Here is a 3971-nt window from a genome sequence, read left to right as displayed (position 1 = left end):
GAGGGAGGCGGCCAGGTTGACGGCGGCGGTCGGCCCGGCCCGCCCGGGCGAGGTGGCCGCGACGAGCAGGACACCCGGGGAGGGGACGCGGGCGCGCACCGCGTGGGCGCACTCGTTGACGCGTTGGCCCGCTCGGGCGTCGTCGCCGAACAGACCGGGCGCGTCCCGGCCCGGCGCCGTCAGGTCCAGGAGCACGGGCACGCCGCCGATCCGCGCGGTGTCCTCGGTGTCGCGCAGGACCGGGTCGAGGCGGTCGCGGGCGAACGCGAGGAGGAGCCCGGCGAGCAGCCCCGCGGCGGCGCCGCCGGCGATCCACACGGGGACCATGGGAGAGGTCGCGCTCTCGGGGAGGCCCGCGGGGGTGATGATCCGGCCAGGCTCGACGGTCTCCTGGAGCGCCGTGAGCGGGCCGATACCGCGTCCGAGGTCGGCGATCTCGGCACGCAGGGTGTCGGCCCGGGCGGAGGAGCCGTCGGCCAGTTCGGCCAGGTCCTCGTAGCGGGCCTCCTGCTCGCCGCGCAGGGCGGTCAGGTGCGCGGTGATCAGGTCGCCGACCTCGGTCTCACGCTGTTCGAGGTAGGCCTGCGCGTAGGCGTTCGCGCCCTTCCTCGCCGCCTCGGGACTCCCCGCCGCGTACGTGATCTCCAGCACGTTGCTGTTGGGTGGAACGGACAGTGACACGCGGTCCCGCAGCGTACCGGTGTCCGGCGGGGCGGCGTCGGGTTCGGCGAGGGCCGCGGCCGCGGCGGCCGAGACCCGGTCGGACAGCACGACCTGCGCCTCGGTGTCGAGGTTGACGTCCCCGGCCAGGCGGCCGGACCGCTCACCGGTGAACTCGGCCATGCCGGTGGGGCGGACCTGGACGGCCGCCGTGGACTCGTAGGTGGAGGGGAGTGCGACCGCCCCGGCCGTGGCGAGGACCAGTCCCCCGAGCACCCCGACCCCGACCAGCCGCCAGCGGCGGCGCAGCAGGGCCGTGTACTCCTTCAGTTCCGGTCCGGGCGGGCCAGGGGCGTCGGTGTCCATCGGGTCCTCTCCACACGCGCACGTGCGACACTTTTAGTAAACGATTGCATACTAAGTGTAGTCCCCTTGGGGGTGCGCGCTGCTTGTGGAAACTGCCGTTTCCGGCAGGCGGATATCCGGAAGGCCCGGCCGCGCCGCCCCGACGGTGACCGCGGTCAGGGGCGGCGCGGCTCCGGGCGACCCGTCCGGGTGGGTCAGCCGGTGAACACCGTCGACGGGACCAGGCCGGTGTCGGACTCCCAGGCCTCGTCACACGCCGCCTGCGTGGACACCGTGTGCGCGCGGGCCGAGCAGTCGCGGTAGGCCCGCACCTCCTCGTCGTACATCAGGAACACCGAGGCCACCGCGAGTGACATGACGATGCCGAGCGTTCCCACCGCCACGCTCAACAGGGCCCCGGGCGCCTGGGTGCGGTTCTCCCGCGCCGACCGGCGCGCGCGGAACCCCTGGACGACACCGAACACGGACAGCACGACGCCGTAGGGCTGGAGCAGCAGGCCAGCCATCCCGAGGAAGAGGCCCCACAGGCCCCCTCGCTCGACCTTGGGCGTCTGCCCGTCGGTTCGGGGCTCCGGGCTGTTGTCGGTCACGGTTTCACTCCTTCGACGCGCCCATCGGGCGCCGTGGTCCGCGTGCGTACGCGGACCGTCCTCGGTGTCGGTGGCTCCGGGGCGGGTCCGCGAAGTCGGATGCGGTCCGGTCCCGGGCGCGCTTGGCCCGGTCCCCGTGGGTCCGACGCTACCCGGACCGATAGGGTGGGGACACGGACGGGCCGCCTCGGTTCGGCCGTCACCCGTCATGACCCCATGGGCACCGCTCCGCGGGGAACGCGCGGGTCACCCCCCAGCGACGCCCCTGGCGCGGTCCGGAACGGGCCCCAAGCCCTGTGGGCGCGCGAACCCCGGATGCTGCGCCGTCCCCCGGCGCCCCCGGACACGGGAGCCCGCTCCCGCACCGCCTTCTACACACTGGGAGAAGCACATTGTCCGCGCGAGTGGTCGTCCTCATATCGGGCACGGGCAGCAACATGGCCGCCCTGGTCGACGCGGCCAAGGACCCCGGGTACGGCGCCGAGATCGTCGCCGTCGGCTCGGACCGGCGAGGAACCGGGGGTATCGAACTGGCCGGGAAGGCCGGTGTGCCCACGTTCGTCGTTCCCTTCCGAGACTACTCCGACCGTGCCGAGTGGGACGCGGCCATGGCCGACCGGATCAGCCGGTACGAACCCGACCTGGTGGTCTCCGCCGGGTTCATGCGCATCCTGGGCCCCGCAGTCCTCGGCCGTCACACCGCGGTCAACATCCATCCCGCGCTGCTCCCCTCCTTCCCCGGCGCGCACGCCGTGCGTGACGCGCTCGCCCACGGTGTCCGGATCACCGGCACCACCATCCACTTCCTCGACGAGGGCGTCGACTCCGGGCCGATCATCGACCAGGTGGCGGTACCCGTCGAGGACGGCGACGACGAGTCCAGCCTCCACGAGCGCATCAAGGGCGTGGAGCGGCGGATGCTGGTCGACACGGTCGGCAGGCTCGCCCGCGAGGGCTGGACGGTCGACGGCAGGCACGTGCGGTTCGGCCGCACCGAGCACAGCGTCACGGACGCGACCGACACGAAGGAGCAGCGGTGACCCAGCAGGCCATCAGGCGTGCGTTGATCAGCGTGTACGACAAGACCGGTCTGGAGGAGCTGGGGGCCGGCTTGGCCGAGGCCGGAGTGGAGATCGTCTCCACCGGATCGACCGCCGCGCGACTGCGCGACGCCGACATCCCCGTCATCCCCGTCGAGGACGTCACCGGCTTCCCCGAAATCATGGAGGGCCGCGTCAAGACGCTGCACCCCCACGTGCACGCCGGTCTCCTCGCCGACCAGACCAACCCCGACCACGTCGCCACCATCGAGGGCCTGGGCATCGCCCCCTTCGACCTGGTCGTGGTCAACCTCTACCCGTTCCAGGAGACCGTCGCCTCGGGGGCCTCCGCGGCGGACTGCGTCGAGAAGATCGACATCGGCGGCCCCGCGATGGTGCGCGCCTCGGCCAAGAACCACGCCAGCGTCGCCGTCGTCGTCGACCCGGCCGGCTACGACGCCACCCTCCAGGCCGTGCGCGACGGAGGGTTCACCCTGGAGCAGCGCAAGCGCCTGGCCGGGCTCGCCTTCCGTCACACCGCCACCTACGACGCGGCGGTCGCCTCCTGGTTCGCGGGCGCCTACGCCCCCGACGAGGAGGGCGCCGAGTCGGGCTGGCCGTCCTACCTGGGCATCGGCTACTCCCGAGAGAACGTGCTGCGGTACGGCGAGAACCCGCACCAGAAGGCGGCCCTGTACACGGTCGAGGGCGTGCCCCCGGTCGGGCTGGCCGGCGCCGAGCAGCTGCACGGCAAGGCCATGTCCTACAACAACTACGTCGACGCCGACGCCGCCCTGCGCGCCGCCCACGACTTCGACGCGCCGTGCGTGGCGATCATCAAACACGCCAACCCGTGCGGCATCGCGGTCGGCGCGGACAACGCCGAGGCGCACCGCCTCGCGCACGCCTGCGACCCGCTGTCGGCGTTCGGCGGTGTGATCGCCACCAACCGCCCGGTCGAGGCGGAGCTGGCCGGGCAGATCGCCGAGATCTTCACCGAGGTCGTCGTCGCCCCGGGCTTCGCGCCCGAGGCCGTCGAGATCCTCACCAAGAAGAAGAACATCCGCCTCCTGGTCGTGGAGAACCCCGGCTTCGCCACGGGTGTGGAGAACCGTCAGATCAGCGGCGGTCTGCTGGTGCAGTCCCGTGACGCGATCGACGCCGAGGGCGACGACCCCGCGAACTGGACGCTCGCCGCCGGCGAGCCCGCGGACGAGACCACCCTCGCCGACCTCGCCTTCGCCTGGCGGGCCGTGCGCGCGGTCAAGTCCAACGCCATCCTGCTCGCCTCCGGGGGCGCGACCGTGGGTGTGGG

Annotated in this window: 3 protein-coding genes and 1 pseudogene; 2 read left to right on the top strand and 2 right to left on the bottom strand. The window is 73.0% G+C overall.

Annotated elements, in window-relative coordinates; all coding sequences use genetic code 11:
• Positions 1-1026 (bottom strand): annotated as a pseudogene (locus tag D471_RS0101960) (lipopolysaccharide biosynthesis protein); the annotation flags it as partial.
• Positions 1027-1220: 194 nt separating this feature from the next.
• A complete protein-coding gene (locus tag D471_RS0101955; protein ID WP_017597069.1) occupies positions 1221-1616 on the bottom strand; it encodes a hypothetical protein in 396 nt (131 codons plus the stop codon).
• 404 nt (positions 1617-2020) lie between these two features.
• Here D471_RS0101955 and purN point away from each other — a divergent pair, with 404 nt between their 5' ends.
• Together purN and purH are read left to right on the top strand one after the other, a co-directional pair.
• On the top strand, positions 2021-2656 hold the full coding sequence (gene purN, locus D471_RS0101950; protein ID WP_026127318.1) for a phosphoribosylglycinamide formyltransferase: 636 nt from the start codon (positions 2021-2023) through the stop codon (positions 2654-2656).
• Positions 2653-3971 (top strand): bifunctional phosphoribosylaminoimidazolecarboxamide formyltransferase/IMP cyclohydrolase (gene purH, locus D471_RS0101945; protein WP_017597067.1); only part of this gene is annotated, 1319 nt, incomplete at its 3' end. The genes purN and purH, both read left to right, overlap by 4 nt.

The organism is Nocardiopsis lucentensis DSM 44048 (assembly GCF_000341125.1).
Taxonomy (GTDB): domain Bacteria; phylum Actinomycetota; class Actinomycetes; order Streptosporangiales; family Streptosporangiaceae; genus Nocardiopsis; species Nocardiopsis lucentensis.
Note: the sequence above shows the minus strand (reverse complement) of the source record. Positions and strands in the feature narration are given on the sequence as shown.